Source organism: Streptomyces sp. JH14, from assembly GCF_029428675.1.
Taxonomy (GTDB): domain Bacteria; phylum Actinomycetota; class Actinomycetes; order Streptomycetales; family Streptomycetaceae; genus Streptomyces.
Genome location: NZ_JAJNEL010000001.1, coordinates 2493044 through 2518456, shown reverse-complemented (window position 1 = coordinate 2518456; position 25413 = coordinate 2493044). Strand labels below are relative to the sequence as shown.

The following is a 25413-nucleotide window of genomic DNA, read 5'->3' as shown; positions in this document are numbered from 1 at the left end:
GCGCAACCGTCTCACGACAGGGGCCAAAGCGGATCTTGACCCTTACTCTTGGGCTCATGACCCCCCTCGAACCGCGTGACGCCGATGTCTCGCCCCACCCCGTGGACGCCCCCGTCGTCGCCGAGCCCGAAGGGGTGCTCGGGCGGACCTATCGGGCGCTCAGCATCGGCGTCGTCTCCGTCGTGTTCCTCATCGCCTTCGAGGCGACCGCCGTCGGGACCGCGATGCCGGTCGCCGCCCGTGAGCTGCACGGTATTCCGTTGTACGCCTTCGCTTTCTCCGCGTACTTCACGACGAGTCTCTTCGCCATGGTGCTCTCCGGGCAGTGGGCCGACCGGCGCGGGCCGCTGGCGCCGCTCGCCGCCGGGATCGGTGCTTTCGGAGCCGGGCTGCTGCTGTCGGGGACGGCGGGCAGCATGTGGATGTTCATTGCCGGGCGGGCGGTGCAGGGGCTCGGGGGCGGGCTGGTGATCGTGGCGTTGTACGTGGTGGTCAGCCGGGCCTATCCGGAGCGGATCCGGCCGGCGATCATGGCTGCTTTCGCCGCGAGCTGGGTCGTCCCGTCCGTCGTGGGGCCGCTCGCCTCCGGCAGCGTGACCGAGCATCTGGGGTGGCGCTGGGTCTTTGTCGGGATTCCGGTTCTGGTGGTCTTTCCGCTGGCCCTCGCGCTGCCCGCGATCCGGCGCATGGCGTCCGGGCCCGTCGATCCGTCGGCACCCGTCGAACCGTACGACCGCCGGCGCATCGGGCTGGCGCTCGGCATTTCGGTGGGGGCCGGACTGCTGCAGTACGCGGGGCAGGAGCGGAACTGGTGGGCGCTGGTTCCGGCCGCCGCGGGTGTCGCCCTCCTCGTTCCCGCCGTACGGGGGCTGCTGCCTGCGGGCACCGGGCGGGCGGCACGCGGGCTGCCGTCGGTGGTGCTGCTGCGCGGGGTCGCCGCCGGTTCGTTCATCGCCGCCGAGTCCTTCGTACCGCTGATGCTGGTGACGCAGCGCGGGCTGTCCCCGACCATGGCCGGGCTGTCGCTCGCCGCCGGGGGCGGGACCTGGGCGCTCGGTTCGTACGTCCAGGCCCGGCCGCGCCTCGAGCCCCACCGGGAGCGGCTCATGGTCGGCGGCATGGTGCTGGTCGCCGCGGCCATCGCGGGAGCGCCCTCGGTGCTGATCGCGGCGGTACCGGTGTGGACGGTGGCCGTCGCCTGGGCCGTCGGGTGCTTCGGCATGGGCATGGTGATCGCCTCGACGAGCGTGCTGCTGCTGAAGCTGTCGGCGCCGGAGGAGGCGGGGGCCAACTCCGCCGCGCTGCAGATTTCCGACGGGCTCTCGAATGTGCTGCTCCTCGCGGCGGGGGGTGCGGCGTTCGCCGCGCTCGGCGGCGGTGCGGTGGGGGCCGTGCACGAGGCCGTGGAGACCGGGGCGTCCGGGGCGCATCCGGGGGCGTTCGCCGTGGTGTTCCTGCCGATGGCCGGGGTGGCGCTGGTGGGGGCGTGGGTCGCGGGGCGCGTGCGGATCAAGCCCTAAGGGCTGGTCCGGGCATCCGCTGGACGCCGACTTCGATGCGGACGAAGCCGAGCGGTGCGTGCTGGACGCGCGCGCCAGGTGGGTACGGGACATCCCGAGATCGTGGAGCGGCCGCCCGGGTTCGCCGGGTGGACGTTCCCTGTGAAGACGGTCTCAGTGGTCCCGAACCACGGTTCGTTCATACGGGGTTCCAGCCGGGCCCCCGGTAGGGTGGCCCGGTTGTCGTATCGCGCACGAGTCCGTTCCGGCCCGTGCGGACAGCGCCCCACGTACCCGAGAGCCCCGAACCGGAGACCGTGACTACTACCGCCTCCCACCACCTCTCACCCGCCTTTCCCGGCCGCGCCCCCTGGGGCACGGCCGGGAAGCTGCGAGCTTGGCAGCAGGGCGCCATGGAGAAGTACATCCAGGAGCAGCCGCGTGACTTTCTCGCAGTCGCCACGCCCGGCGCAGGGAAGACCACCTTCGCGCTGACCCTCGCGTCATGGCTGCTGCACCACCATGTCGTGCAGCAGATCACCGTCGTCGCGCCGACCGAGCATCTGAAGAAGCAGTGGGCGGAGGCGGCCGCCCGGATAGGGATCAAGCTCGACCCCGAGTACAGCGCGGGGCCCGTGAGCAAGGAGTACCACGGGGTCGCGGTGACGTACGCCGGTGTCGGTGTCCGTCCGATGCTGCACCGCAACCGGTGCGAGCAGCGCAAGACCCTGGTGATCCTCGACGAGATCCACCACGCCGGTGACTCGAAGTCCTGGGGCGAGGCCTGCCAGGAGGCGTTCGACCCGGCGACCCGGCGGCTCGCGCTCACCGGTACGCCGTTCCGGTCCGACACGAACCCGATCCCGTTCGTCGTGTACGAGGAGGGGAACGACGGGATCCGGCGGTCCTCGGCCGACTATACGTACGGGTACGGGAACGCCCTCGCCGACGGCGTCGTCCGCCCCGTGATCTTCCTCAGCTACAGCGGCAACATGCGCTGGCGCACCAAGGCCGGTGACGAGATCGCCGCCCGGCTCGGCGAACCGATGACCAAGGACGCCATCGGGCAGGCCTGGCGGACCGCGCTGTCGCCCACCGGCGACTGGATCCCGAACGTCCTCGCGGCTGCCGACAAGCGGCTGACCGAAGTGCGCAAGGGCATTCCGGACGCGGGCGGGCTCGTCATCGCGACCGACCAGGAGTCGGCCCGCGAGTACGCCAAGATCCTCAAGAGGGTCACCGGCGAGAAGGCGACCGTGGTCCTCTCCGACGAGAAGGCCGCGTCGAAGAAGATCGACAAGTTCAGCGAGGACGACTCGCGCTGGATGGTCGCGGTCCGCATGGTGTCGGAGGGCGTCGACGTGCCGCGCCTCGCGGTCGGTGTGTACGCCACCACCATCTCGACCCCGCTCTTCTTCGCCCAGGCCGTCGGACGTTTCGTGCGGTCGCGCAGGCGCGGCGAGACCGCCTCCGTCTTCGTGCCGACCATCCCGATGCTCCTCGACTTCGCCCACGAGATGGAGGTCGAGCGGGACCACGTCCTCGACAAGCCCAAGAAGGGCAGCGACGAGGAGAACCCGTTCTCCGAGGAGGACAAGCTCCTCGCCGACGCGGAGCGGCTGGAGGACGAGGAGACCGAGGAGCAGCTGCCCTTCGAGGCGCTGGAGTCCGACGCGGTCTTCGACCGGGTGCTGTACGACGGCGCCGAGTTCGGTATGCAGGCACACCCGGGCAGCGAGGAGGAGCAGGACTACCTGGGCATCCCCGGGCTGCTCGAACCCGACCAGGTGCAGCTGCTGCTCCAGAAGCGGCAGACCCGGCAGATCGCGCACAGCAGGCAGAAGCCGGCCGGGGAGGCCGACCTGCTGGAGAAGCCGGCCGAGGCCCGGCCGGTGGTCACGCACAAGCAGCTGCTGGGGCTGCGCAAGCAGCTCAACACGATGGTGTCGGCGTACACGCACCAGAGCGGCAAGCCGCACGGCGTGATCCACACCGAGCTGCGGCGGGTCTGCGGCGGTCCGCCGAGCGCGGAGGCCACGGCCGGGCAGATCCAGCAGCGGATCAAGAAGGTGCAGGAGTGGGCCACGCGGATGGCGTGAGGCCGTGGGGCCCCGGGCCGTGAGGTCCTGAGGGCCGTGGAGTGACGGGTGCCGGCCCGGGACGGGAGTCTCCGTCCCGGGCCGGCGTCGTACGTGCCCGTGGGGATAGGGACCGGCGCCGGAGCGCCGTCCTCCGCGCGGAGACCCGACGATGGGTGCGATCCCGGGCGGTGCGGTGCCGGTGGGCGAAAAAAATTGTGCGACATGCGTTCACGGTGAGTTAACGATGGTTCACTTGCGTGCACGGAGCGTCGCGGAGGCGTCGGCCGACCTGGACGCGCGTAGATCGCCGGGATTCCAGCTGCGCCCCGCTGACCGGCGCTTATGTGCCCGCGGCCGCACCCCGTTTCCGCGAACGCCCGGATTCTGGACGAGGTCTTCCGCTGAGCGGACTGGCTCGCTACTGTCCCAAAAATGTGAACGCCCCGTGGCAGCGCCGCCGCGGAGCGCAGCCGGTGCCTTGGCCGCCGGCGGCCTCTCCGTGCGTCGCCGTGGGACCGGCGTCGCACACGGTGAGGGTGCCGCCACCCACCGAAGAGGAGAGGGCGTCGTGACCGCGGAGACCTCCCAGACGCTCGACAGGGGACTGCGCGTCCTCAAGCTGCTTGCCGATACCGATCACGGGCTGACCGTCACCGAGCTGTCCAACAAACTCGGCGTCAACCGCACGGTGGTCTACCGACTGCTCGCCACCTTGGAGCAACACGCCCTGGTACGACGCGACTTGGGCGGCCGAGCCAGGGTGGGTCTGGGCGTGCTGCGCCTGGGCCGCCAGGTGCATCCGCTCGTACGGGAGGCCGCGCTGCCCGCGCTGCGTTCCCTCGCCGAGGACATCGGGGCCACTGCCCACCTCACTCTGGTCGACGGCACCGACGCACTGGCGGTCGCGGTCGTCGAACCGAGCTGGACCGACTACCACGTGGCCTATCGGGCCGGCTTCCGCCATCCGCTCGACCGCGGCGCGGCGGGCCGGGCGATCCTCGCGGCCCGCGCGAAGCCGGTGGCCGAACCCGCCTTCACCCTCACCCACGGCGAACTCGAAGCGGGTGCGAGCGGCGCGGCGGCGGCGTTGATGGGTGTGACGGGGGTCGAGGGGAGCGTGGGTGTGGTGATGCTCGCGGACGCCGTACCGGAACGGGTCGGCCCGCGGGTCGTCGACGCGGCCCGCGAGGTGGCGGACGCGCTGCGGTAGTGACGGGGGCCGTTCCCGTCCGGTGACCCTTGCGTCCTCGGACGCCGGACGGTCCGGGTCCGGCGTCCACGTGCGCCGTGCGGGCCGGGGGCGGCCGCACCCGCCCTCCGCCCCCGGCGGTTAGATTGGGCGGGTGCTCACTCGCCTCTCGCGCCCCCGCGCCCTCGCCCTCTGCGCCCTGCCCGTCGTCGCGCTGTTCGGGGTCGCCGCCTTCGCACCGCTGCCGTTCACGCTGGCGCAGCCCGGCACGACCGCGAACGTGCTCGGGGACGTCCGCGGCACGCCCGTGATCAGCATCGAGGGCGCGCCGGCCCGGTCCACCAGCGGAGAGCTGCGGATGACGACGATCATCGCGACCGGGCCGACCGCCGATGTCGGGATGGGCGATGTGATCGACAGCTGGTTCCGGACGGACCGTGCGGTGCTGCCGCGCGATTCGGTCTACCCGACCGGCGGCTCCGAGAAGGAGATCGAGAAGCACAACCTCGAGGACATGCGGGAGTCGCAGAACTCCGCCGTCGACGCGGCCATGAAGTACCTCGGCAAGGCCCCCGGCTCGGTGGACGTGACCTTGCGTCTCGCCGATGTGGGCGGGCCCAGTGCCGGCCTGTTCTTCGCACTCGGCATCGTCGACAAGCTCGACGGCGACGGCTCCGGCGGAGATCTCACCGGCGGCCGCACCGTCGCCGGCACCGGCACGATCGAGGCGAACGGCAATGTCGGCGCGGTCGGCGGGGTCTCGCTGAAGACCCAGGCCGCCAAGCGTGACGGGGCGACCGTCTTCCTCGTCCCCAAGGCCGAGTGCAGGGAGGCGGGCGCCGAACTCCCCAAGGGGCTCAAGCTCATCCCCGTCACCACGCTGGCGAATGCGGTGTCCTCGCTGAAGGCACTGGAACAGGGCCACAAGGTCCCGAGCTGCTGACGCCGGAGGCACACGGCCGGACCGCCCGCACCGTCCGACGGCGACGGTGCCGGAGGTGCTCGGCCATGCCGGTGGAGCGTCCGTCTTCGCCCCGGCGGCCGGGCCGCCGCCCCGGACCCCCTGCCGGGCCTATCCGTTCTTGATGAAGCCCTCCCGGATCAGCCAGTCCTTCGCCACCTGGTGCGGGTCCTGGCCGTCCACGTCGACCTTGGCATTCAGCTCCTGCGCGACCCCCGTCGTCAGCCGCTTGCTGAGCGGGTCCAACAGGCCTGCGATCTGCGGGTACTTGTCGAAGGTCGCGGTGTGGACGATGGGCGCCGCGTTGTAGTTGGGGAAGAAGTGCTTGTCGTCCACGAGGACTTCGAGGTCCATCGCCTTGATCCGGCCGTCCGTGGTGAACACCTCGCCCAGCAGGCAGGAGTCGGACTTGGACACCTGCGTGTAGATGATCCCGGCGTCCATCTTCTTGATGTTGCGGGGCGGGATCGACATCCCGTACGCCTTCTCCATGCCGGGAAGCCCGTCGTCGCGCGAGGCGAACTCGTTCTCCACGCAGATCGTCACCGCCGCCGGGTCCATCTTCGACAGCGCCGCGACGTCGGAGAGCGTCCTCAGGTGGTACTGCGCGTTGTTCTTCCTGCTGATGGCCAGCGCGTAGGTGTTGTTGAGGGTGGACTGCGGCAGCCAGGTCACCCCGTTCTTCCGGTCCTCGTCCCGGACCGCCTCCCACTGCTTCAGCGGATCGGTGATCGGCTTCGCATGGCCGAGGTACGTGATCCAGGCGGTGCCCGTGTAGTCGTACATCGCGTCCGCGTCGCCCTTGATGATGGCTTCGCGCGCACTGATCGATCCGGGCAGGTTCGTCCGGTCCAGGACCTCGGCTCCGGCGGCCTTGAAGATCAGGCCGATCATCTGGCCGAGGATGATGTTCTCGCTGAAGTTCTTCGAGGTGACCGTCAACGAAGCGCCGTCCAGCGGCTGTCCCCGGCCGACGGATCCCGGCACGACGTCGTCGACCATCGGCGAACCGCTCTTGAGCCCGCAGCCGGCGAGGGCGGCGGCGAGGGCGGCGGCGAGCGCCAGAGCCGTGACCGAACGGGCCCCGGCCCTCCGTACCGCTGCCTTCCCCGTACGCATCACCGCACCTCCAGCCCGCGAGGCGTCAGCGCGACCTCGACGAGGGAGGCCAGCCAGTCCACCAGCAGCGCGAGCACCACCGTCAGCACGGAGCCGAGCACGAGCACCGGCATCCGCTGCGTCTGGATGCCCGAGGTGATCAGGTCCCCGAGCCCGCCGCCGCCGCCGAACGTCGCCAGGGTCGCCGTACCGACGTTGAGCACCAGCGCCGTCCGAACGCCCGCCAGGATCAGCGGGACGGCGAGCGGGAGTTCGACCTTCGTGAGCGTTCCGATCGCCGACATGCCGATGCCGCGCGAGGCCTCGACCAGGTTCGGTTCGATCGCCTTCAGGCCGGCCACCGTATTCGAGAGCACCGGCAGCACCGCGTAGATCACCATGCCGATGATCGCCGTGTTCGGGCCGATGCCCAGCCAGATCACCAGCAGCGCCAGCAGCCCGATCGCCGGAGTCGCCTGCCCGATGTTGGCGACCGCGGTGACCATCGGGGCCCCCTTGCGGAGCCTGCGCCGGGTGAGTGCGATCCCGAGCGGGATGGCGATGATCAGCACCCAGAAGGTGGAGATCGCGGTCAGTTTGACGTGCTGCCACCAGCGCAGCTGCACATTGCCGCCGGAGAGTGAGTTCTTCGCGATCGAGTCGAGGGGGACGTTGGTGATCCACAGATAGGTGAGGACGAGGATGATGGTCAGCGCGGCCGGCACCAGCACCAGCTTGCGCCAGGTGATCCGGCGCGGTGGTCCCGCGGGCGGCGGGGGTTCCTCCTCCTCGTGGTAGGCATGGCCCCTCACGTCCAGCTCGCCGGGCGGCCGGGTCGGCGGCCGCTGCTCATCGGGCTCGGGGGACAGCACCCGGTTGGGGCTCATGCGCCCGCACCGCCCCCCTGCTCCTGCTCGGTCTGGTGGGCGCGCAGCTCCTCCAGATCGTGCTGGTGCTCCATGGCGGCGAGCCGGTCGGCCTGCAGGAGTTCATGGACGGAGTTCATCAGGGTCTCCATGTCGACGACCCCGATGAACTCGCCGCGCCGCCCGGTCGCCGCGACCCGGCCGCCGCTGTCGGTCAGGACGGCCTCCAGCGCGTCGTGCAGCGTGGCGTCCAGGGTCACCGTGTCGTGGACCAGCTGTCCGGCGCGCGCCAGCGAGCCGCGGGCCCGCATCAGGTCGCCGCGCCGCAGCCACTTGTACGGACGATTCCTGCGGTCCAGCATCAACAGCTCGTTGTGCGGGCCGCTGCGCAGCTTGTTGAAGATCGACTGGAGCGGGTCGTCGACGGTCACCGTCGGAAAATCGGCGATCCCCACATCCCGTACGCGGGTGAGGTTCAGCCGCTTCAGCGCCGCGCCCGCCCCGACGAACCCGGAGACGAAATCGTCCGCCGGGTTGGTGAGGATCGCCTCAGGCGTGTCGAACTGCGCGATGTGCGAACGCTCCCGCAGGACGGCGATCCGGTCACCCAGCTTGATCGCCTCGTCGAAGTCGTGCGTGACGAAGACGATCGTCTTGTGCAGCTCGTGCTGGAGCCTGATCAGCTCGTCCTGGAGATGGTCGCGGGTGATCGGGTCGACGGCGCCGAACGGCTCGTCCATCAAGAGCACGGGCGGATCGGCGGCCAGCGCCCGCGCCACGCCCACCCGCTGCTGTTGCCCGCCGGACAGCTGGCGCGGATAGCGCCCGTGGAACTCCCGCGGATCCAGTCCGACCAGATCGAGCATCTCCTCGACCCGGTCCTTCACCTTCGACTTCGACCAGCCGACCATCCTCGGTACGAGGGCGATGTTCTCGGCGACCGTCATGTGCGGGAAGAGCCCGGACGACTGGATCGCGTATCCGACCTTGCGACGCAGTTTCACCGGGTCGATGTCGGTGACGTCCTCGTCGTTGATCCTGATCCGGCCGGACGTCGGCTCGATCAGCCGGTTGATCATCTTCAGGGTGGTGGACTTCCCGCAGCCGGACGGGCCGACGAAGATCACCGTCTCCCCGGCCCTGATGTCCATCGAGACGTTGTCCACGACCGGGTTCGGACTGCCCGGGTAGCGCTTGGTCAGCTCCTCCAGCTGGATGGTGGCCCCGGAGGTGGCGGCAGGTGTCCCGGCGGCTTCGGCGGCGGTCTCAGACACGGATCCCCCTGGGAATGGTCAGCCGCCCGAGCAGGACGTACGCGGCGTCGAAGAGCAGGGCGAGGATGATGATCCCGAGGGTGCCCGCGAGGACCTGGTTGATCGCGTTGGCGCTGCCCAGCGAGGCGATGCCGCGGAAGATCTCGTTGCCGAGGCCCGGCCCCGATGCGTACGCGGCGATGGCGGCGATGCCCATCAGCATCTGTGTCGACACGCGGATCCCGGTGAGGATCGGCGGCCAGGCGAGCGGCAGTTCCACTCTGCAGAGCCGGGCGATCGGTGACATCCCGATGCCCTTCGCCGCGTCGACGAGGGACGGATCGACGCCGCGCAGCCCGACGATGGAGTTGCGGACGACGGGCAGGAGCCCGTACAGCGTCAGGGTGATCACGGTGGGCGGAACGCCCAGCCCGACGAGCGGGATCAGCAGACCGATCGCGGCGAGGGACGGGATGGTGAGGATCGCCGCCGTCGACGTGATGGCCAGCGAGCCGCCCCAGCTGCTGCGGTAGGTGACGATCCCGATCAGGATGCCGAGAACGGTGGCGATGACCATGCACTGGAAGACGGCACTGACGTGCTGGTACGCGTCGGTGAGCAGCTGCTGGTGCCGGTTGACCAGATACTCCCAGAAGCTCACACGGCACTCCTCGGCTCAGTCGCTGTCCTCCGCGGCCTGCTCGACGAGCGGGATGAAGCGCAGAGGTACGGGGTTCTCCATGACGATCGCCGTGGAGGCGCGGACAATGCCATCAAAACCGACAACCCGGTCGATCACTCGTTGAAGGTCGGCGTTGGAACGGGCGACGAGCCGGCAGAGCATGTCCCCGTGCCCGGTGGTGGTGTGCAGCTCCAGCACTTCCGGAACGCCGCTCAAATGGGCCCGTACGTCGGCGCCTTGGCCCTGCTTGATCTCCAGTGTGGCGAAGGCGGTGACGGGGTAGCCGAGTGCCGCCGGATCGACGTCCGGGCCGAATCCGCGGATGACGCCATTCGACTGAAGCCGGTCGAGCCGTGCCTGTACGGTCCCGCGCGCCACCCCGAGCCGGCGGGACGCCTCCAGCACGCCGATCCGCGGCTCGCGGGCGAGCAGCACGATGAGCCGCCCGTCCAGATGATCGATCGCCACGCGAGTCCCCCTCTGGTCACCCTGTACACATAGCCCGCCCATTCCAGCAGTGCCATGGACAGATTGCCCAGCGAACGCGCGAACTGTTGCGCACCTTGCTGCGCGGAGGGAGCCTTCCTCCATGACTGAGACGCTGCACAGCACCCCCGACACAGCCCGGCAGGCCGATCCCTTCCCGGTCAAGGGAATGGACGCCGTAGTCTTCGCCGTGGGCAACGCCAAGCAGGCCGCGCACTACTACTCGACCGCCTTCGGCATGAAGCTCGTCGCCTATTCCGGGCCGGAGAACGGCAGCCGCGAGACCGCCAGTTATGTGCTGACCAATGGTTCGGCACGCTTTGTCTTCACCTCCGTCATCAAAGCATCCACCGACCACGGCCGCTTCCTCGCCGAACATGTCGCCGAGCACGGCGACGGCGTGGTCGACCTGGCCATCGAGGTCCCGGACGCGCGGGCGGCGTACGCGTACGCCGTCGAGCACGGCGCGCTGGGTCTCACCGAGCCGTACGAGGTCAAGGACGAGAACGGCACGGTCGTGCTGGCCGCGATCGCCACGTACGGCCAGACCCGCCACACCCTTGTCGACCGCACGGGTTACGACGGTCCCTACCTCCCCGGCTTCGACGCCGCCGCCCCGATCGTCGAACCCCCGGCCAAGCGCACCTTCCAGGCCGTCGACCACTGCGTCGGCAATGTGGAGCTCGGCCGGATGAACGAATGGGTCGGCTTCTACAACAAGGTCATGGGCTTCACCAACATGAAGGAGTTCGTGGGCGACGACATCGCCACCGAGTACTCCGCCCTCATGTCGAAGGTCGTCGCCGACGGCACCCTGAAGGTGAAGTTCCCGATCAACGAACCGGCGATCGCGAAGAAGAAGTCGCAGATCGACGAGTACCTGGAGTTCTACGGCGGCGCGGGCGTCCAGCACATCGCCCTCGCCACGAACGACATCGTCGCGTCGGTCCGCGCGATGCGCGCCGCAGGCGTCCAGTTCCTGGACACCCCCGACTCGTACTACGACACCCTCGGCGAGTGGGCCGGCGAGACCCGCGTCCCCGTGGAGACACTGCGCGAGCTGAAGATCCTGGTCGACCGCGACGAGGACGGTTACCTGCTGCAGATCTTCACGAAGCCGGTCCAGGACCGCCCGACGGTCTTCTTCGAAATGATCGAACGCCACGGCTCGATGGGCTTCGGCAAGGGCAACTTCAAGGCACTCTTCGAGGCGATCGAGCGCGAGCAGGAGAAGCGCGGCAACCTCTGAGCCCGAGCGGCTCGTACGCGAGGCGGAGTCTCCGGCCGATCCGGAGACCCCGCCTCGCGTGCTGCCCCCCTCAGCGGCCGCGCGGCGCCTGCGAGGCCGCGGCCGAGGACCCCTTCCGGGGGTTGCCTGCCGGGGACCGGCCCACGTCGTCCATGGCCTCCAGGGCCTGCAGAGCTTTCTGGGCCTTCGGGGCCGACAGCGGGTTGAAGTGGGGGTTGAGGCTCAGGGCCTCTTTCAGATGGCGGCCGGCCGGGCCGTACTTCTTCAGCCCCTGTTCGATCATGCCCAGGTGGTACGCGTACAGCGCCGTCCGGCCGCCCGTGGCCGTCGCCTGCTGTGCGTACCCCAGGGCGCTCCGCGAGTCGCCCGAGCGGTGCAGTGCCCAGGCCAGCGCGTCCGCCACCGCCGCGCTGTGGTGCTGCCGGTTCCACTCCGCCCGCAGCAGCTCCACCGCCGCCGACGCATCGCCGTGGTCGGCCTCGAAGCGGCCGAGGAGGAGCGTGTCGTCGACGCCGTAGCCGTTGTCGCGGGTCAGGGTCTTCTGGAGCCGCCGGTACTGGCCGCGGGAGCCTCCTTCCAGGCCCAGCGACTCGTACAACTCGCCCAGTTCCAGCATGTATTCGGGGCGCGGGAGTTTGGCGAGGGCCGCTTTGTAGTCGTGCTGCGCATCGTCCGTACGGCCCAGGGCCACCAGCGCCCGTGCCCGGCCGGCGAGCGACGGGTGATGGGTGCCGTCGGTCCGCAGGGCGGCGCTGTACTGGGCCACCGCCTCCTCCGGTCTGCCCTGTTCCCAGGCCAGTTCGCCCAGCCGGTACAGGCAGTCCGCCTTCTCGGCGGGTGCGGTGGCCTGGTTCGCCGCACCCTTCGCGGTGGCGAGCGCCTCCGCGCTCCGGCCCTGGTTCCGGTACATCTGCGCGGCCTGCGAGAGCGCAGGAACGCCCGAGCGCAGCGCGCGGAACCGCTCCACCGCCCGGCCTGCCGCGGTGTACTGGCCGAGCCCGTTGTACGCGTCGATCAGGACCGGGTACACCGTCCAGTCCTGCGGCTGCCGGGTCCGTACCGTCTCGCCCCACTTCCGTGCCTCGACGAAGTCGTGCCGCGCGTTGGCGAGCGCCGCCAGCCCCACCCAGGCCGCCGTGTTGCCGCTCTCGCCCGGCTGCACGTCCAGTGAGCGCTGCAGCGCCTGCTCGGCCCGCCGGTAGTACGCCGCGTCCGCGGAACGCCGCCCCCACTCCACGTAAGCCGCGCCGAGCACCGCCCACGAAGGTGCGTCGGACGGATGCGTGCCCACCCAGCCCTTCCGGTCCTCGATCAGCGCCGTCAGATCGGCGAGGGAGGAGGGGGAGCCGGCGGTCGTGGCCGACAGCGCGCGCGAGACCGCTCCGGGTGCGGGCGGCGGCGCGGCCTTCTTGTCGTCGTCCGGCACGGCCACGACCGCACCTGCCACCAGCACGGCGGCAGCGACCATGCCGAAGGCCGCCCTGCGCAGCGTCGTGGACAGCGAGGGCGGCGGCAGTTCCTCCAGCGGTGCCGGCTCCGGGGCGAGCAGGGGTTCGGGACCGGCGGGCGGGGGCGTCTGCGGGGGGTCGTCGCAGGGATCGGATGAGGGGAGCGCGTGATCCTTCTTGGGGGACTCCGGAGGCTGCTGCGGCATGACGTCCATGCCGATCACTCTGCGTCAGTACGAAGATCACACCGCGCCTTGGGAACGCTGCCGCAGACGGGTTCACACCATTGGCCCCGGGTGTCACGCTTGGATCATGGATGATCTTCTTGAACGACTGCGCGCGGGCCTTCCCGCCGAGGCACTGATCACCGATCCGGACGTCACCGCTTCGTACGCCCACGACATGGCGAGCTTCTGCGACGCGGGCGCTCCGGCCGTCGTGGTCCTGCCCCGCACCGTCGAACAGGTCCAGCACGTCATGCGCACGGCGACCGCGCTACGCGTCCCGGTCGTCCCGCAGGGCGCCCGTACCGGACTGTCGGGCGCGGCCAACGCCTCCGACGGCTGCATCGTGCTGTCCCTGGTGAAGATGGACCGGATCCTGGAGATCAACCCGGTCGACCGGATCGCCGTCGTGGAGCCCGGCGTCATCAATGCCGTGCTCTCCCGCGCGGTGAACGAGCACGGGCTGTACTACCCCCCGGACCCGTCCAGCTGGGAGATGTGCACCATCGGCGGCAACATCGGCACCGCGTCCGGCGGGCTGTGCTGCGTGAAGTACGGGGTCACCGCCGAGTACGTACTCGGCCTCAAAGTCGTCCTCGCCGACGGGCGGCTCCTGACGACCGGCCGCCGGACGGCCAAGGGAGTGGCCGGCTACGACCTCACCCGGCTCTTCGTCGGCTCCGAGGGCAGCCTCGGCATCGTCGTCCGTGCCGTGCTCGCCCTGAAGCCGCAGCCGCCGCAGCAGCTCGTCCTGGCCGCCGAATTCCCGTCCGCGGCAGCCGCCTGCGACGCGGTCTGCCGGATCATGGAGCGCGGTCACACCCCATCACTCCTCGAACTGATGGACCGTACGACCGTCCGCGCCGTCAACGCGATGGCCCACATGGGCCTCCCCGAGTCCACCGAGGCGCTGCTGCTCGCCGCCTTCGACACCCCGGACCCCACAGCCGATCTGGACGCCGTCGCCGCACTGTGCACGGCCGCGGGCGCCACCGAGGTGGTCCCCGCGGCCGACGCCGCCGAGTCCGAACTCCTCCTCCAGGCCCGCCGGATGTCGCTCACCGCCCTGGAAGCCGTCAAGTCCGCCACGATGATCGACGACGTGTGCGTACCGCGCTCCCGGCTCGGCGCCATGATCGAGGGAACGGCGGCCATCGCGGAGAAGTACGGCCTCACCATCGGTGTCTGTGCCCACGCCGGCGACGGCAACACCCACCCCGTCGTCTGCTTCGACCACACCGACGCCGACGAATCCCGGCGGGCCCGCGAGTCCTTCGACGAGATCATGGCGCTCGGCCTGGAACTCGGTGGCACCATCACCGGCGAGCACGGCGTCGGTATCCTGAAGAAGGACTGGCTGGCCCGCGAACTCGGCGAGGTGGGCGTCGAGATGCACCGCGGCATCAAGGCGGCGTTCGACCCGCTGGGCCTGCTCAACCCCGGCAAGGTCTTCTGACCTCCGCGGACGGCGAGGCATCAGGCCTCGCCGTCCGTCGGCTCGTCCGACGGCCACAGGTCGCTCATCCACAGGTCGTCGGCCGGCAGCGGCGCGAGCAGTTCGGCGAGACCGGCGTCGATGCCGAGCAGGGCGGACTCGGTTCCGGGCGGCACCAGGCGCAGCGTCCGCTCCGCCCACGCGGCCACGGCGGCGGACGGCACCTCCAGCAGCGCGTTGCCGTCGGGCGAGGTCAGCGCCATGCAGATGACGCTGCGCCGGTCGACCTTGGTCGGCCAGATCCGTACATCCCCGTACCCGCACGGCCGGAACACGCCCTCGACCAGCAGATCGCGGGCGAACGTCCAGTACACGGGGGACTCGGAACCGACGTGAAAGGCGATGTGCACGGCGTACGGATCCTCCGTGCGGTAGGTCAGCCGGGCCGGCACGGGGATGCTGCACTCGGGCGACAGGACCAGCTTCAGCTCCAGTTCGCGTTCCACCAGGGTGTCCATGGGATACGTCCTTTCGGTGCCGGTGAACCGGTCCCCTGACCGGCCCGCACATGGAGAGAGCGCCCTCCCCGCCACCTATTACGCGACTTCCGGAAAAAACTTCACGGCGACCGGAAGGTGCCCCAAACGCCGGGACTGGCCCGGGGGTACGCGGCTGTCTGGTAGATGTGGACCGTTGACCTGAAGCTTCGAAGAGATACGGGACCACGGTGATGAGCGCCCCAACCCCGGCACCCGGTGACGACAGGCCCCGCGAGGGGTATTACCCCGACCCGTCCATTCCCGGATATATCCGGTACTGGAACGGTGCTTCGTGGGTGCCCGGCACCAGCCGTCCTGCGCCACGGCAGGGCGAGTCGGCGCCCGAGGCGCCCGCCGGCGCGGACCCCGCCCCGCAGCCGCGGCCTCAGCCGCGGTCCGAGCAGCCTTCGGCGCCGGCACCGGAACCCGCGCAGGCGTCCGGTCCGACGTACGCACCGGTGGACGAGACCGGTCCGGTCTTCCTCGACGAGGAGCCGTACGACTCCGCCCGCCCCGAACCCTCGTCCGCCTGGCAGGCCGACGCCTCCCGGCAGACCGGCTTCGGCGGCGAACGCGACAGGCGGGTGTCCTGGGGCGGTACCGGGCAGCCCGGTGAGGACCGGGGCGCGGGCGAGCGGGGCGGCGCAGCGGTCCAGGATCCGCGTACGCCGGCGGGGCGTGCCCCCGCCGACCGCGCCCCGGGTGACGACACGCCGGCGGACCGGGTTCCGACGGATCCACGCCGGCCGGCCTCGCCGGACCCCACGGGCGGCGCACTGCCGGGTATGCGGGACGGCGGCGGCCATGCCCCCGAGAACACCGTCGCGATCCGCGCCATGGGCAAGGGCGGCCGGTCGTCCCGGCCCGGCACAGCAGGGCCGGAAGCCGGGGACGGGACGATGTCGGTCCGCGCGGTCGGCTCCGGCGCCACCCCGCAGGCACCCGCGCCTGCCCCGGCCTCCCAGGGGCCGATCGCTCCGGGTCCGGGCGGCGGCGCCTCCTCCTGGGCGCAGCAGGTCCATCAGCTCGCCGCCCCTCAGCAACAGCAGCCGCAGCAGGTCCCGCCCCAGCAGCAGCAACACCAGCCGCAGTTCGGCAGCCCGCAGATGGCTCAGCATGTCCGGCCCGCTCAGCCGGATCAGCCCGTCGTGCCCTGGAAGCCCCCGGTCAACGACCACTTCCAGCAGCTCGCCCAGGCCCAGGCGGCTGCCCGTCCCGCCGGGCTCGGCAAGCGGTTCGCCGCCCGGCTCGTCGACACGGTCGTGCTGGGCGCGCTCGTCGGCGCGGTCGCGTACCCGCTCGTCACCCGGGCGATGGACCACATCGAGCAGAAGATCGACGCGGCGAAGCTGTCCGGGCAGACGGTCACCGTCTGGCTGGTGGACTCCACGACGTCCGTCCTGTTCGGCGGGGTACTCGCCGCGTTCCTGGTGTTCGGCGTGCTGTTGGAGGCGCTGCCGACCGCGAAGTGGGGGCGCACGCTCGGCAAGAAGCTCTGCGGGCTGGAAGTGCGGGACATCGAGTCCCACGACGCACCCGGCTTCGGGGCGGCGCTGCGCCGTTGGCTGGTCTACGGTGTGCTCGGCATCCTGGTGATCGGCGTGTTCGACGTGATGTGGTGTCTGTTCGACCGCCCGTGGCGGCAGTGCTGGCACGACAAGGCCGCCCGCACGTTCGTGGCGGACTGACCGCCGGCCTCCGATGCCCGGCGGGCCCGCAGGACTGACGACCCGTCGGGTGCGGGGCGGCGGCGCCGTGCCCCGTTCCCCCGAACGCACCTGAGCCGTTGCGGGCGCCCTCGGGCCGGGGTGCACTGCCCCCATGAGCAACGATCAGCCGACGCCCGGTCAGCCACCCGAGGACGACCCGTTCCTCAAGAAGCCGCAGGACCCCTCGTCGGGGTCTGGGCAGGGTCCGGGGCAGGGTCCGGGGCACGGGCCGGGCGCAGGTTCGGGGCCGGGGTCGGGATCGCCCTACGACGGCGCTCCGCCGCCCCCGCCACCCCCTCCGCCGCCGTACGATCCCGGAGCCTACGGCGGCGGCCCGTACGGCGGCACGGACCCGCTGGCGGGCATGCCGCCGCTCGCCGAGCCCGGCAAGCGGATTCTGGCCCGGCTGATCGACTTCTTGATCATCTCGATCCCGCTGTATCTGATCTCGTTGCCGTTCGGCGGCGCGGTCGAGGTGTCGAACGGCAACGGCAATGACGACAACGTCGGCGATGTCTTCAACCAGACCTACAGCGGGCACCAGCTGCTCTGGTCGCTGATCGCGCTCGCCGCCTACGTCGTGTACGACACGTACTTCACGCACAAGGACGGCCGCACCATCGGCAAGCGGCTGTTCAAACTCCGGGTCGCGATGCTCAACGACGGCCGGGTGCCGGACACCAGCGCCTCGTTCCTGCGGGCCGTGGTGCTGTGGCTGCCGGCTCTGCTGTGCTGCCCGTGCCTGTGGTGGCTGATCAACATCGTGCTGATGTTCACGGACAAGCCGTACCGGCAGGGACTGCAGGACAAGGCGGCCAAGACGGTGGTGGTCACGGCCGTGTAGCCGGGGCCGGTCAGCGGCGCAGGGAGTGCTCGCCCACGCGCCCGGCCGGGATCCTGGTCCGGTGGACGTCGTCGACGACGACCTCCTCCGCAGATGCACCGGAAGTGGCGGTGGGGACGGCAGGGTTCGTACGAACCCCGGTTGCCGTCCTCGCCGCCTTCCGCGTTTTCGCCCGCAGCGGCGCGGGTACGGTGACGGCCACCAACAGGCCGAGCGCCATCGCCGCCGTGCCTATGACGGCGATGCCGATGCCCGCACTGGTACGGGACAGCAGCAGCATGGCGAGCGTCGAGAAGACGACGGTGACCGATCCATAGGAGAGCTGTGCAGCAGTGGGACGCGGCATGGCGGTATCCGTCCTCGGGGCGTCGGATGGGCAGTCTCTCAACGCGGTCGCACTGTCAGCGACTCTACGACGGTGAATGCCCGGCAGGAACCGCTAGTAAGCGTGACCTAACCCACGGTGCCGGTGCACGGGGGGCGCACTGAGTCATCCGCCGCTCCAAAGGGGGCCTGCGGCGCGCCGTGCGGCTGTCCGGTGGTCGTTCGGATACCGGAATGTGGCTTACACATAATGCACTTGGCCTGTTCAAGTCAAGGTCTGTCTTTTCTCCCGTAACTCCGGTCGAATGTCGTCACTTGTGATGCGTATCCGCGTGCGGCCCCTCCATACTCCCGAGGCTGCAGCCGCGGACGCCGGGGAGGACAGCATCAAGTGACCACTAAGAGACGGGCGTTTCGCGCCACAGCGGTTGTCGTGGCCATGGCCGCGACTGCCGCGACGGCGTCGGCCTTCGCCACCGCCCAGGCCGACGCGAAGTCGTCGGGCGCGGGAAGCTCCATCGTCGACCGCCGCGATCCGGGGTCGGGCAAGGGCAACGCGCACGACCTGGAAGGCCCCTACAGCAAGCAGCAGGACGCGCAGCGTCAGGCCGCCCTGGAGCAGGTCATCGCGGGCGACAAGAAGGTGACGACGCGCGACGGTTCCAAGGTCGTCAAGCTCGACGACAAGAAGTACGTCGAGCTCGGCCGTGAGAAGACGGACAAGATCTTCACGGTTCTGGTCGAGTTCGGCGACCAGGTCGACAACACCACCACGTTCGACCCCGACGGTGACGGCCCCAAGCCGCCCGTCAAGAAGTACGGCGGCACGCCGGGTCCCCTGCACAACACGATAGCCAAGCCGGACCCGGCCAAGGACAACAGCACCGCCTGGCAGGCCGACTACAACCAGGCCCACTTCCAGGACCTCTACTTCGGTGAGGGCGCCGGGAAGAACTCGCTGAAGACGTACTACGAGAAGACGTCCTCCGGGCGCTACTCGGTCGAGGGCGAGGTCTCGGACTGGGTCAAGGTCCCGTACAACGAGGCCCGTTACGGCTCCAACTACTGCGGTTCGTCCAACTGCGCCAACTCCTGGGACATGATCCGGGACGGCGTGAACGCCTGGGCCGCGGACCAGCAGGCCAAGGGTCGTACGCAGGAACAGATCAAGGCGGACCTGGCGCAGTACGACCAGTGGGACCGTTACGACTTCGACAACGACGGCAACTTCAACGAGCCCGACGGTTACATCGACCACTTCCAGATCGTCCACGCCGGTGAGGACGAGTCCGCCGGTGGCGGCTTCGAGGGCGCGAACGCGATCTGGGCGCACCGCTGGTACGCGTACGGCACCAACGCCGGCGCGACCGGCCCGGCCGACAACAAGGCCGGCGGTACCCAGATCGGTGACACCGGCATCTGGGTCGGTGACTACACCGCGCAGCCCGAGAACGGCGGTCTGGGCGTCTTCGCCCACGAGTACGGCCACGACCTCGGTCTGCCGGACCTCTACGACACCACCAACACTGCCGAGAACTCGGTCGGTTTCTGGTCCCTGATGTCGGCAGGCTCCTGGCTCGGCACCGGTAAGAACGCCATCGGTGACATGCCCGGCGACATGACCGCCTGGGACAAGCTGCAGCTTGGCTGGCTCAACTACGCCTCAGCCAAGGCCGCGACGAACTCGGTCCACAAGCTGGGTGTCTCGGAGTACAACACCGACGACAAGCAGGCGCTCGTCGTCACGCTGCCGGACAAGGCCGTCACCACCGCTGTCACGACGCCCGCCGAGGGCTCCAAGCAGTGGTGGAGCGACATGGGTGACAATCTCAACAACACCCTGTCCCGTTCGGTCGACCTGACCGGCAAGTCCACGGCGTCCCTGGACCTTTCGGGCTGGTGGGACATCGAGAAGGACTACGACTACCTCTACACCGAGGTGTCGGAGAACGGCGGCACGAGCTGGACCGCGATCGACGGCACGGCCGACGGCAAGGCGATCCCGCGCGACGCCAGTGACAAGCCGGCCCTGACCGACGTGTCCGGCAAGTACCAGAAGCTCTCGTACTCGCTGAACGCCTACGCGGGCAAGAAGATCGACATCCGGTTCCGCTACACCACCGACGGCGGCGCGGGCGGTGTGGGCTTCGCGGCCGACACCATCGCGGTCAACGCCGACGGCGCGGCGCTCTTCTCGGACAACGCCGAGGGTGACGACAACGGCTGGACGGTCAAGGGCTTCTCGCGGGTCGGCGCGTCGTTCACCAAGGAGTACCCGCAGTACTACCTCGCGGAGAACCGTCAGTACGTCTCGTACGACCAGACCCTCAAGGTCGGCCCGTACAACTTCGGCTTCTCCACGACCCGTCCGGACTGGGTCGAGCACTACCCGTACCAGAACGGTCTGCTGATCTGGCTCTGGGACACCTCCCAGAAGGACAACAACGTCTCCGCCCACCCGGGCAAGGGCCTGATCCTGCCGATCGACGCGCACGCCAAGCCGCTGAAGTGGGCGAACGGCACGGTGATCCGCAACAAGATCCAGCCGTTCGACGCTCCGTTCAGCTGGTGGCCGACCGATGGCTTCACGCTGCACAACGCGGACGTGGCGGTCAAGATCAAGCCGCAGCTGGGTGTCCCGGTCTTCGACGACCACAAGGGCACCTACTGGTACAAGGAGAACGAGACCGGAAGCGTGAAGGTCGCTGACACCAACACCCGGATCACGATCGTCAGCGAGCCGCTCAGCGGCTCGACGATCACGGTCAAGGTCGGCGCTTCGCACCGATAATCTCGCATCACCGCAGGTCAGAAGATGATCGGCCGTCGCCCTCTAGCGGGCGGCGGCCGATCGTGTTTAGGTGCCTCTTGTTCGCATTCTTATTGACACGATGTCTCATGGGGGAGCGCGGAGCATGGCAGGCGGAGGATTCAGCAAGCTGCCGAACGGCAGTGTGGTGGTCGCGATCACGCTGACCGGCCCGGCGGACGGGACGGGCCCGGGTACGCCGGTCCGCGTCCTGGTCCACGCGGCCAACCGGGCCCGTGCCCTGACGCGCCTGCGCAACCTGGGCCTGCGAGCGGTCTACCTCCGTGGCAACGCGGAACCCCCCACACCCGACGAGATCACCGCGGTCCTGCACCACCCGGACGGCCTCCTCTGGCGGGCCAGACCGGAACGGGCCCAGGAACTCTGGCACCCGATAAGAACGCTGCTGGCGCCGCCCCGAAGCGCCGCGCACATCCAGGCCCGCCCAACCCCTGCCCTCCCCGCACACCCAGGCGTCGCACCGGCGACGTCCGGACCGTCCGGCGCCTGAGGACCGGCGGGGGCGGTCACGGCCCGCACATGCGGGCGCCACGCCGGCGCATCCGGCCCGTCGAGGGGTCCGCACGGCCCCGGGGCCGTGGGCGAGCTCGAGGACACAGCTGCCGCCGGACGACCCCGGCGACCATCCCCCGCCTACACCACCGGCTTGCCGGAGAGCTTCACCCCGGCCTCGCGGAGCTCCTCCAGCGCCCGCCCCGTGGTCCCCGCGGCGACACCCGCTGTCAGGTCGAGCAGCACATGCGTCGTGAATCCCTCCCGCACCGCGTCCAGCGCCGTCGCCCGCACACAGTGGTCCGTGGCGATGCCGACCACGTCGACCTCCGTCACGCCGCGGTCCCGCAGCCACCGGGCCAGCCCCACCCCGTTCTCGTCGAGGCCCTGGAAGCCGCTGTACGCCCCCGAGTACGCCCCCTTGTCGAACACGGCGTCGATCGCCCCGGAGGCGACCGCCGGGGCGAAATTCGGGTGGAAGCCCACCCCCTCCGTACCGGCGACACAGTGCGGCGGCCAGGTGCGCTCGAAGTCCGGCTGCGCGGAGAAGTGGTCACCCGCGTCGACATGGTGGTCCCGGGTCGCCACCACATGGCGGTAACCGGCCTGGGCCTCGCCGATCAGGTCGGTGATGGCGGCGGCGACATCGGCGCCCCCCGCCACCGCGAGGCTGCCGCCCTCGCAGAAGTCGTTCTGAACGTCCACGACGATCAACGCGCGATGCATGGCGGGTGTCCTTCGATGGGGGAGCGACGGGGGAGCGGACGAGCGGGGAACGGAAGGAAGCGGAACAGTCACGGAGAGGCTGGAATCGAGCCTAGAGACTGCGCCCGCCTTGCGGGAGGGGGCGCATCGCTGCTATTGGCGTTCACGCCTTCCCTGCCACCCCGCGTTCACACGTACTCCGTGGGAATCACCGGCTCTCCCCTGGACAGTTGCATGGCCGACATCGGCAGCCCCCGGCGCGCGGCGATATGCCGTTCCCGGGCCACGTCCAGCGGCTCGCGGGCGACCACCTCGCCGTCTCTGACCAGCTCGACCAGAAGCTGCCGGTCGGCCAGCTCGTCCGGCACCGGGCCGGTGCCGATCACCTCGGCCTCGGCCACCCCGTCCTCGTCCAGCCGCCGCGCGGCCCACTTGCGGCCTCCCACCGAGGACTTCGCCCCCAGCGACTTCTTCGCCACCGGCTGCAGCGGTTCCGCAGGATCGGCGGAGGTCGCCCGGGCGACCAGCTTGTAGACCATCGAGCAGGTCGGCTGGCCGCTGCCGGTCACGAGCTGCGTGCCCACGCCGTAGGCGTCGACCGGTGCCGCGGCCAGCGACGCGATCGCGTACTCGTCGAGGTCCGACGTCACCACGATCTTGGTCCCCGCGGCCCCCAGCTCGTCGAGCTGCTGCCGCACCCGGTGGGCGACCAGCAGCAGGTCTCCGGAGTCGATCCGCACCGCCCCCAGCTCGGTCCCGGCGACCTCGACCGCCGTACGGACCGCCTCCGCGACGTCGAACGTGTCGACCAGCAGCGTCGTGCCCCGGCCCAGCGAGTCGACCTGTGCCCGGAACGCGTCGCGCTCGCAGTCGTGCAGCAGGGTGAACGCGTGTGCGCTCGTGCCGACCGTCGGGATGTTGTAGCGGAACCCCGCCGCCAGATCGGACGTCGTGTCGAAGCCGCCGATGTACGCGGCACGCGACGACGCCACCGCGGACAGTTCATGGGTGCGGCGTGCACCCATCTCGATCAGCCTGCGCCCGCCCGCGGCCGCCGACATCCGGGACGCCGCCGCGGCGATCGCCGAGTCGTGGTTGAGGATCGAGAGGACGACCGTCTCCAGCAGCACGCATTCGGCGAAGGAGCCCTCGACCCGCAGGATCGGCGAGCCGGGGAAGTACACCTCGCCCTCGGGGTAGCCCCAGATGTCGCCGCTGAAGCGGAAGTCGGCCAGCCAGTCGAGCGTCGGCCCGTCGACGATGTTCCGCTCGCGCAGGAAGGCGAGCATCTCGTCGTCGAAGTGGAAGTTCTCCACCGCGTCCAGTACGCGTCCGATGCCTGCGACGACGCCGTAGCGCCGTCCCTCGGGCAGTCGGCGGGTGAATGCCTCGAAGACCGAGTGCCGGTCGGCGGTTCCGGCCTTCAGCGCGGCCTGCACCATCGTGAGCTCGTACTGGTCGGTGAAGAGCGCGGTCGACGGCACACCGACCCGTCGCCCAAGGTCCGCAGAGTTCATGGCATGGATGCTACCCCTATTTCGTCAGAGTGACGAGATCTCGGGTCCGTTTGTGCGGTGCCCCCTCCCGGGTGGCAGCATGGGGTGCGTGAGCGTCGCCCCCGTAGAGATCGAGCGTCCGGAATCGGCCGAGGAGAACGTCGTCGTTCCCGAGCCCGACGTGCCCTGGGTGACGCTCGTCCACAACGACCCGGTCAACCTCATGAGCTACGTGACCTATGTCTTCCAGGCCTACTTCGGCTACTCGAAGGACAAGGCCCACAAGCTCATGCTCGACGTGCACCACAAGGGCCGCGCCGTCGTCTCCAGCGGCAGTCGTGAGGAGATGGAGCGCGACGTCCAGGCCATGCACGGCTACGGGCTCTGGGCCACCCTCACGCAGGACCGCAACTGACACGCACCCCTGAGCGGCCCGGCCCGCCCACCTGTCCACTGCCCCGCCCGACCCACCATCGGAGAAACCCCATGGCCGGCCACTTCGAGGCCACCCCCGGCGGCGGCGCGGCCGTCGCGCTCGACGAGGTGGAGATCGCGATCCTGCGCTCCCTCGCCGTCCAGTTGCTGGAACTGATCGGCCCGGGCGACGCACCGGCCGAGGGCGAGGACCCGCTCGCGGCCCTCTTCGCCGAAGGGCCCAGCGAACCGCCGACCGACCCGGCCCTGGCCCGGCTCTTCCCGGAGGCCTACGGCGACGACGACAGCGAACTGCGCGCCGCGTCCGCCGAGTTCCGCAGGTTCACCGAGAACGACCTGCGCACCCGCAAGCGCGACGACGCCCTCACCGTCGTACGCACCCTGGACGCGGTCCCGGCCGGCGAGGACGGCGGAACCCTCACGCTCACCGCCGACGAGTGCCGCAACTGGCTCGGCGCTCTCAACGACCTCCGGCTGACCATCGGCACCCGTCTGGAGGTCTCCGACGAGGACGAGGGCGGCGAGGGGTCGCTCTACCGGCTGCCCGACAGCGACCCGCGCAAGCCCATGGTCATGGCCTATCTCTGGCTGGGCGCGCTCCAGGAAACGCTCGTCGAGACCCTGATGCCGTAGTCGGTGCAGAGAGGGCTTGCAGAGAACCCCATCACCGCAGGTCAGAGCCCCGGCACCGAAGCCCCTGAAAACGCTTCCCCGGCTCCCGTAGGCCCCGCATTGCGGGGCCTACAGTGAGCTTCTTCAGCGTTGCCGCTCCAGTGTGAGGATGGCCTTGGCGATTGACGTCATGCGGTTGGGGCTGCAGCGGGACCTGCGGAAGATCCGCCAGGACTTCAGGCGGGCGACGCCGCGTTCGACGGGTGCGCGTGCTGCGGCCAGGGCACGGTTGCGGGTCTTGTCGGTGGGGGTCAGTTCCTGCAGGGGCTTGCGTTTGATGCCCGTGGTCAGCCACGGGCCGGCGCCCTGGTGGGCGAGATCGGCCACGATCGGAACGCCCTGGCGCTCGCAGATCCGGATGATCCGATGGGTGCGGGCAGCGGTCAGATCGTGGGTGCGGCCCGGCAGGGCGGGCGAGAGCCACAGCGGCCGGCCATCGGGATCGGTGACGACCGGCACATTCACGCCGTGGCGGCGGTGCTTGTGGGAGTAGTCGGCCCGGCCGTCGCCGACCCGGTCGCATTCGGCGAGAGTGCCGTCGAGCAGGACGAAGTCGGGTTCGTGATCGCGCAGCGTCTTGAGCAGGCCCGGTGCACGGGCGGCGAGAAGGTCGACGACCGCGCTGGTGCAGGCATGCGCGGTGGACTCGCTGATCCCGAACCCGGCAGCGATCTTCGCCGAAGTGGTGTGTTCGCGCAGGTGCACCAGTGCCACCATCGCGCGCTGTGACGGACGAAGCTTGCAGCGCCGGTCGCCCTCACGGGTGACGATCAACATCGTGACCCATTCCACGAGTGCATGCGGCAGGTCGAGTGCGGCAGGATGGATGACCAACGAGGCCCCCGAGCAACGTGATGGAGACGTCAGACATCTCGATCAACAGCTCGGGGGCCTCG

23 protein-coding genes are annotated in these 25413 nt (G+C 70.1%); 12 read left to right on the top strand and 11 right to left on the bottom strand.

Translation table 11 applies throughout. The features are described 5' to 3' along the window. Positions 1–56 precede the first annotated feature (56 nt). The 4 genes from LRD69_RS11305 to LRD69_RS11290 all read left to right on the top strand — a co-directional run bounded on the left by LRD69_RS11305 (position 57) and on the right by LRD69_RS11290 (position 5712). Complete coding sequence (locus LRD69_RS11305) at positions 57–1520, top strand: MFS transporter (protein WP_277326445.1); 1464 nt, start codon at positions 57–59, stop codon at positions 1518–1520. 296 nt (positions 1521–1816) lie between these two features. Beyond that, complete coding sequence (locus LRD69_RS11300) at positions 1817–3598, top strand: DEAD/DEAH box helicase (RefSeq protein WP_277326444.1); 1782 nt, start codon at positions 1817–1819, stop codon at positions 3596–3598. Between the two features lie 550 nt (positions 3599–4148). Beyond that, the gene (locus LRD69_RS11295; RefSeq protein WP_277326443.1) at positions 4149–4790 is read left to right on the top strand and encodes a helix-turn-helix domain-containing protein; all 642 of its coding nucleotides are present in this window, start codon (positions 4149–4151) and stop codon (positions 4788–4790) included. Between the two features lie 133 nt (positions 4791–4923). Continuing rightward, positions 4924–5712 (top strand): S16 family serine protease, encoded by a 789-nt coding sequence (locus LRD69_RS11290; protein ID WP_277326442.1) that lies wholly within the window; start codon positions 4924–4926, stop codon positions 5710–5712. Positions 5713–5841: 129 nt separating this feature from the next. Here the strand turns inward: LRD69_RS11290 and LRD69_RS11285 are convergent, their stop codons facing one another. Genes LRD69_RS11285 through LRD69_RS11265 form a run of 5 tightly spaced genes read right to left on the bottom strand, consistent with a single transcriptional unit; the run spans position 5842 to position 10097 of the window. Next, entirely contained in the window at positions 5842–6849 is a 1008-nt protein-coding gene (locus tag LRD69_RS11285; protein WP_277326441.1) for a glycine betaine ABC transporter substrate-binding protein, read from the bottom strand. Next, positions 6849–7715 (bottom strand): ABC transporter permease, encoded by an 867-nt coding sequence (locus LRD69_RS11280; protein WP_277326440.1) that lies wholly within the window; start codon positions 7713–7715, stop codon positions 6849–6851. Before LRD69_RS11280 ends, LRD69_RS11285 begins: the two co-directional genes overlap by 1 nt. Next, complete coding sequence (locus tag LRD69_RS11275; protein ID WP_277326439.1) at positions 7712–8968, bottom strand: betaine/proline/choline family ABC transporter ATP-binding protein; 1257 nt, start codon at positions 8966–8968, stop codon at positions 7712–7714. Before LRD69_RS11275 ends, LRD69_RS11280 begins: the two co-directional genes overlap by 4 nt. Next, entirely contained in the window at positions 8961–9608 is a 648-nt protein-coding gene (locus tag LRD69_RS11270) for an ABC transporter permease (RefSeq protein ID WP_277326438.1), read from the bottom strand. The genes LRD69_RS11275 and LRD69_RS11270 overlap by 8 nt, the downstream gene beginning before the upstream one ends. Before the next feature lie 15 nt (positions 9609–9623). Then, the gene (locus LRD69_RS11265) at positions 9624–10097 is read right to left on the bottom strand and encodes an Lrp/AsnC family transcriptional regulator (protein WP_277326437.1); all 474 of its coding nucleotides are present in this window, start codon (positions 10095–10097) and stop codon (positions 9624–9626) included. 121 nt (positions 10098–10218) lie between these two features. On the opposite strand from LRD69_RS11265, the gene hppD reads away from it, so the two are divergent. Then, complete coding sequence (hppD, locus tag LRD69_RS11260; RefSeq protein WP_277326436.1) at positions 10219–11364, top strand: 4-hydroxyphenylpyruvate dioxygenase; 1146 nt, start codon at positions 10219–10221, stop codon at positions 11362–11364. Positions 11365–11434: 70 nt separating this feature from the next. On the opposite strand, the gene LRD69_RS11255 is transcribed toward hppD, so the two are convergent. After that, positions 11435–13027, bottom strand: coding sequence for a tetratricopeptide repeat protein (locus LRD69_RS11255; protein ID WP_277326435.1), 1593 nt, complete (start codon positions 13025–13027; stop codon positions 11435–11437). Positions 13028–13124: 97 nt separating this feature from the next. On the opposite strand from LRD69_RS11255, the gene LRD69_RS11250 reads away from it, so the two are divergent. After that, positions 13125–14492 (top strand): FAD-linked oxidase C-terminal domain-containing protein, encoded by a 1368-nt coding sequence (locus tag LRD69_RS11250; RefSeq protein WP_277326434.1) that lies wholly within the window; start codon positions 13125–13127, stop codon positions 14490–14492. A gap of 20 nt (positions 14493–14512) precedes the next feature. On the opposite strand, the gene LRD69_RS11245 is transcribed toward LRD69_RS11250, so the two are convergent. Beyond that, complete coding sequence (locus tag LRD69_RS11245) at positions 14513–14989, bottom strand: SsgA family sporulation/cell division regulator (RefSeq protein ID WP_277326433.1); 477 nt, start codon at positions 14987–14989, stop codon at positions 14513–14515. A 212-nt stretch (positions 14990–15201) separates the two neighbouring features. Between LRD69_RS11245 and LRD69_RS11240 the strand changes: the two genes are divergently transcribed. Then, on the top strand, positions 15202–16698 hold the full coding sequence (locus LRD69_RS11240; RefSeq protein WP_277326432.1) for an RDD family protein: 1497 nt from the start codon (positions 15202–15204) through the stop codon (positions 16696–16698). Positions 16699–16831: 133 nt separating this feature from the next. Further along, positions 16832–17563, top strand: coding sequence for an RDD family protein (locus LRD69_RS11235; protein WP_277326431.1), 732 nt, complete (start codon positions 16832–16834; stop codon positions 17561–17563). 10 nt (positions 17564–17573) lie between these two features. On the opposite strand, the gene LRD69_RS11230 is transcribed toward LRD69_RS11235, so the two are convergent. Then, positions 17574–17909 (bottom strand): hypothetical protein, encoded by a 336-nt coding sequence (locus LRD69_RS11230; protein ID WP_277326430.1) that lies wholly within the window; start codon positions 17907–17909, stop codon positions 17574–17576. 369 nt (positions 17910–18278) lie between these two features. On the opposite strand from LRD69_RS11230, the gene LRD69_RS11225 reads away from it, so the two are divergent. Then, the gene (locus tag LRD69_RS11225; protein ID WP_277326429.1) at positions 18279–20678 is read left to right on the top strand and encodes an immune inhibitor A domain-containing protein; all 2400 of its coding nucleotides are present in this window, start codon (positions 18279–18281) and stop codon (positions 20676–20678) included. Between the two features lie 148 nt (positions 20679–20826). Then, positions 20827–21207: a hypothetical protein gene (locus tag LRD69_RS11220; RefSeq protein ID WP_277329692.1), complete on the top strand. Its 381-nt coding sequence runs from the start codon at positions 20827–20829 to the stop codon at positions 21205–21207. A gap of 143 nt (positions 21208–21350) precedes the next feature. Here LRD69_RS11220 and LRD69_RS11215 read toward each other — a convergent pair whose 3' ends face one another. Continuing rightward, positions 21351–21935, bottom strand: a complete 585-nt coding sequence (locus LRD69_RS11215; RefSeq protein WP_277326428.1) for an isochorismatase family protein — start codon at positions 21933–21935, stop codon at positions 21351–21353. Between the two features lie 167 nt (positions 21936–22102). Next, the gene (locus LRD69_RS11210) at positions 22103–23431 is read right to left on the bottom strand and encodes a nicotinate phosphoribosyltransferase (protein WP_277326427.1); all 1329 of its coding nucleotides are present in this window, start codon (positions 23429–23431) and stop codon (positions 22103–22105) included. Positions 23432–23510: 79 nt separating this feature from the next. Here LRD69_RS11210 and clpS point away from each other — a divergent pair, with 79 nt between their 5' ends. Both clpS and LRD69_RS11200 read left to right on the top strand, forming a co-directional pair. Further along, on the top strand, positions 23511–23825 hold the full coding sequence (clpS, locus tag LRD69_RS11205; protein WP_277326426.1) for an ATP-dependent Clp protease adapter ClpS: 315 nt from the start codon (positions 23511–23513) through the stop codon (positions 23823–23825). A gap of 71 nt (positions 23826–23896) precedes the next feature. Beyond that, a complete protein-coding gene (locus LRD69_RS11200) occupies positions 23897–24478 on the top strand; it encodes a DUF2017 domain-containing protein (protein WP_277326425.1) in 582 nt (193 codons plus the stop codon). A gap of 123 nt (positions 24479–24601) precedes the next feature. Here the strand turns inward: LRD69_RS11200 and LRD69_RS11195 are convergent, their stop codons facing one another. Next, the gene (locus LRD69_RS11195) at positions 24602–25351 is read right to left on the bottom strand and encodes a transposase (RefSeq protein ID WP_277326424.1); all 750 of its coding nucleotides are present in this window, start codon (positions 25349–25351) and stop codon (positions 24602–24604) included. Between the last annotated feature and the right edge of the window lie 62 nt (positions 25352–25413).

Bases quoted from the DNA above. Each gene is read 5' to 3' on its own strand.
- LRD69_RS11305 (WP_277326445.1), top strand. From the start codon at position 57: ATGACCCCCCTCGAACCGCGTGACGCCGATGTCTCGCCCCACCCCGTG.
- LRD69_RS11285 (WP_277326441.1), bottom strand. From the start codon at position 6,849: ATGCGTACGGGGAAGGCAGCGGTACGGAGGGCCGGGGCCCGTTCGGTC.
- LRD69_RS11280 (WP_277326440.1), bottom strand. From the start codon at position 7,715: ATGAGCCCCAACCGGGTGCTGTCCCCCGAGCCCGATGAGCAGCGGCCG.
- hppD (WP_277326436.1), top strand. From the start codon at position 10,219: ATGACTGAGACGCTGCACAGCACCCCCGACACAGCCCGGCAGGCCGAT.
- LRD69_RS11255 (WP_277326435.1), bottom strand. From the start codon at position 13,027: ATGGACGTCATGCCGCAGCAGCCTCCGGAGTCCCCCAAGAAGGATCAC.
- LRD69_RS11250 (WP_277326434.1), top strand. From the start codon at position 13,125: ATGGATGATCTTCTTGAACGACTGCGCGCGGGCCTTCCCGCCGAGGCA.
- LRD69_RS11245 (WP_277326433.1), bottom strand. From the start codon at position 14,989: ATGGACACCCTGGTGGAACGCGAACTGGAGCTGAAGCTGGTCCTGTCG.
- LRD69_RS11240 (WP_277326432.1), top strand. From the start codon at position 15,202: ATGAGCGCCCCAACCCCGGCACCCGGTGACGACAGGCCCCGCGAGGGG.
- LRD69_RS11235 (WP_277326431.1), top strand. From the start codon at position 16,832: ATGAGCAACGATCAGCCGACGCCCGGTCAGCCACCCGAGGACGACCCG.
- LRD69_RS11230 (WP_277326430.1), bottom strand. From the start codon at position 17,909: ATGCCGCGTCCCACTGCTGCACAGCTCTCCTATGGATCGGTCACCGTC.
- LRD69_RS11215 (WP_277326428.1), bottom strand. From the start codon at position 21,935: ATGCATCGCGCGTTGATCGTCGTGGACGTTCAGAACGACTTCTGCGAG.
- LRD69_RS11210 (WP_277326427.1), bottom strand. From the start codon at position 23,431: ATGAACTCTGCGGACCTTGGGCGACGGGTCGGTGTGCCGTCGACCGCG.
- clpS (WP_277326426.1), top strand. From the start codon at position 23,511: ATGGGGTGCGTGAGCGTCGCCCCCGTAGAGATCGAGCGTCCGGAATCG.
- LRD69_RS11200 (WP_277326425.1), top strand. From the start codon at position 23,897: ATGGCCGGCCACTTCGAGGCCACCCCCGGCGGCGGCGCGGCCGTCGCG.